This is a genomic window from Klenkia terrae, assembly GCF_900491935.1.
In the GTDB taxonomy this organism is placed as follows: domain Bacteria; phylum Actinomycetota; class Actinomycetes; order Mycobacteriales; family Geodermatophilaceae; genus Klenkia; species Klenkia terrae.
Genome location: NZ_UEXK01000011.1, coordinates 1 through 2,954, shown reverse-complemented (window position 1 = coordinate 2,954; position 2,954 = coordinate 1). Strand labels below are relative to the sequence as shown.

The 2,954-nt window shown below is 76.3% G+C and carries 3 protein-coding genes; 1 reads left to right on the top strand and 2 read right to left on the bottom strand.

All coding sequences use genetic code 11. The features are described from left to right. Positions 1–210 precede the first annotated feature (210 nt). Positions 211–1,749, top strand: coding sequence for a GAF domain-containing sensor histidine kinase (locus tag LFA75_RS23620; protein WP_225236159.1), 1,539 nt, complete (start codon positions 211–213; stop codon positions 1,747–1,749). Positions 1,750–1,912: 163 nt separating this feature from the next. Here LFA75_RS23620 and LFA75_RS23615 read toward each other — a convergent pair whose 3' ends face one another. Both LFA75_RS23615 and LFA75_RS23610 read right to left on the bottom strand, forming a co-directional pair. Next, positions 1,913–2,350 (bottom strand): proteasome activator, encoded by a 438-nt coding sequence (locus LFA75_RS23615; protein ID WP_318250083.1) that lies wholly within the window; start codon positions 2,348–2,350, stop codon positions 1,913–1,915. A gap of 144 nt (positions 2,351–2,494) precedes the next feature. After that, positions 2,495–2,764, bottom strand: a complete 270-nt coding sequence (locus LFA75_RS23610) for a DUF1876 domain-containing protein (RefSeq protein WP_225236158.1) — start codon at positions 2,762–2,764, stop codon at positions 2,495–2,497. Positions 2,765–2,954: the final 190 nt, after the last annotated feature.

The window sequence follows — 2,954 nt, the reverse complement described above, 5'->3', positions numbered from 1 at the left end:
GACCAAGGGCGGTGTGCTCGCGGACCGATCCGCAGCGGAGTCGGCGCGGGACCGCCTCCGGGCAGTCCTGGACGCGGTGGCCGCGACCGAGGTCGACCGGACCGGACGTCGGTCGTGCGCAACCGGCTCTGGCCCGGGACGGAGTTCTCCCACTACGGTCGACCTGCACCGGACCTCCCTGCGGTGCGGTCGGAGGACCCCGTGGATCCGATGGCGCAACGCGACGACCCCGACCTACCCGTGCCGCGCGTCCCCGACGGCGAGCCGCGGCCGTCGTTCCCGGACGTCCCGCGCCTGGAGCTCGACCAGCTCCTCGCGCAGCTGGTCGACCGGGCGTCCAGCAGCGTGCTGCACCGCACCGCGGAGGCCGCCGGGGACCTCGTCGGAGCCCGGCGAGCCGGCCGGCAGGTCGCAGAACCGGGCGGCACAGGCAGGCGGTCGTCCGGTCCGCCTCAGCGGCAGCACGGTGGCGGCCTCGAGGTGCCCGTCCAGGTCCGCGGTGCCCCGATCGGGACGCGCCACCTGGAGGACAGCGACCACGGGTCCACCACCACCGAGGACCAGGAGCTGGTCCAGGCCCTGGCGTCGACCGCCGGCACAGCCATCCAGGGCGCCCGGCTGTACGAGTCGGCCCGCCGTCGGGTCGAGTGGCTGCAGGTCTCGGCCGCGATCACCCGGCAGCTGCTCTCCGGCTCGACGAGCGGTGCGGAGGCCCTCGACCTCCTCGCCCGGGGTTGCCGGGACGTCGTCGGGGCCGACGTGGTGGCCGTCCTCCGGCCCGGCGCGAAGGGGTCCGGCGTCCGGCAGCTGGGGGTGGACGTCCTGGTCGCTCCGGGCGAGGGCGCCCGGGCGGCCCGGTCGGTGCCCCTCGCCGGGACCGTGCTGGGCCGGGTCTTCGAGGGGGGCGCGCCGGAGTCCCTGGTCGGCGGCGCGCTTGAGGAGGAGTCCGGCGCCCTGCCGTGGACCGGCGTGCAGATGGGGGCGGTGATCGCGGTGCCCCTCGTCGGGGCCGGGGACGTCCGCGGGGTGCTCTGCGCCGCCCGTCGCCCCGGCCGGCCCGGGTTCTCGGTCACCGACACCGAGATGGCCGGTGGCTTCGCCAACCAGGCCGCGGTCGCCATCGAGCTGGCCGAGGCACGGGCGGACCAGCAACGTGCCGCCGTGCTGGACGAACGCGAACGGATCGCCACCGGCCTGCAGGACACCGTCGTCCAGCGGCTGTTCGGGATCGGGCTGGCGATGCAGGGCGTGCTCGCCGAGCTGGGCGACGGGCGGGCCGCCGGCCGGTTGCGGGCCATCGTGGACGAGGTGGACGCGACCATCGACCACGTCCGCAGCACGGTCTTCCCGTCGAGCACGGAGTCGGCCCCGGTGGACCCGCTCGACCGGGTGCTGGACGCCGTGGCCGAGGCGGGCGGCGTGCTGGGCTTCGAGCCCGACGTGCGGTTCTCCGGCTTGCGCTCGGGACGGGTGGCCGCCGACCTGGCCGAGGACGTCGCGGCGGTCGTCCGGGGGGCCCTGCTCGACGTCGCCGGGCGGGGGCGGTCGACCACCGCGGTCGTGGACGTGGTGGAGGACCGGGACGGGCTGGTCGTGCACGTGCGCGACGACGACGCGCGGGCACCGGACGGTCCCGGCGCCGCGGGCGTCGACCTGCGGGACCGCGCACGCCGGCACGGCGGCACCTTCACCGTCAGCGCGGCGACACCGCACGGGGTTTCGCAGTACTGGTGGGTGCCCCGGCCCTGACCCCGCGCAGCGCCCGCACCGCGATCAGGTCCACCCCGAGTTCGTGCCTCAGCAGCCCGCTCAGCGCCGTGCCCAGCAGCGGCAGCACCGCGACGACGGTCGGTCCGGGGTGCGGGTCCTGAGGCCACCTGCTCCTCCTGCGGTGTGGTGGCTGCCCAGGGGACTAGAGGTAGGTGCCCGGGGTGGCCGGGAAGGAGTCCTCCGGCTCCGGCTCGGGCGCGGCGCTGTGCTGGGCGCCCAGCCGCGCGGGCCCCATCGGCCCCAGGAGGACGCTGATCCGGAGGCTGTGGACGACCCCTTCGAGCCAACCGACCAGCCGGGCCTGGGCGACGCGCAGTTCTGCGGCGGAGGGCGGTGGTCCGCTCCCCAGAGGCCGTGCGAGCCGGTCGAGCTCCTCCCGCAGCTCGGGGGCGAGCCTGTCCTGCAGCTCCGCGACGGAGGTGTGGTGGATCTGCCGCAGTCGTTCTCGGCCGGCGTCGTCGAGGGGTGCGGCACGCACCTCCTCCAGCAGCTGCTTGACCATGGAACCGATCCGCACGAGCTTCGCCGGGTGCTCCACCGGCACGACCGGTCCGGGGAGGTTGCTCGTCGACCCGGTCACCAGGTCAGCTGCCCTGTCCCGGCTGCTGTCGGCGCAGCAGGCTGACCAGGGTGGTCGCCCCGGTCGAGGTGGCGGAGCAGCATCGGCCCACCCGGTGGCCGCCCGCTGGCGGCGATCACCGGCGAGATCCTGCGCACGGCGCGCTCACACCACCAGGTGCGCGGGCCGGCCGGTGACCTCTTCGAGGTCCTCGGCGGCCACGTGCAGCAGACGGTGGCCCAGGTCCACGAGGGCTCGGGCGACGGCGATCTCGTCACCGATCCGGGGCACGTCCGGGTCGGCGGGGGACAGGCGGGTGAAGCCCACCCCGACCAGCTCGTCGAGGTCGCGGGTGCGCAGGTGGGCCACCGCCCGCGTGCGCCCGTCGTGCTCACCGATGGTGATCCTGGTGGTCCAGGTCGTGGTCGCGTCCACGTCGGCCTCCTCGCTCGGGAGGTCCGACCCTGCCCGCGCCGGGGCCCCACCGACGCGGTCGGAGGGCCGTCGACGCAGGGACCATCGACCCGGGCGGGCCCGGCGGGGGGTGCCGGGCCCGTCACCGGACCGGTGCTGCCGTGCCGACCTCGAGGCCGGGGTCCTCCGGGGAGGGCGCGGGGCACGGAGG

Bases quoted from the DNA above. Each gene is read 5' to 3' on its own strand.
- LFA75_RS23620 (WP_225236159.1), top strand. From the start codon at position 211: ATGGCGCAACGCGACGACCCCGACCTACCCGTGCCGCGCGTCCCCGAC.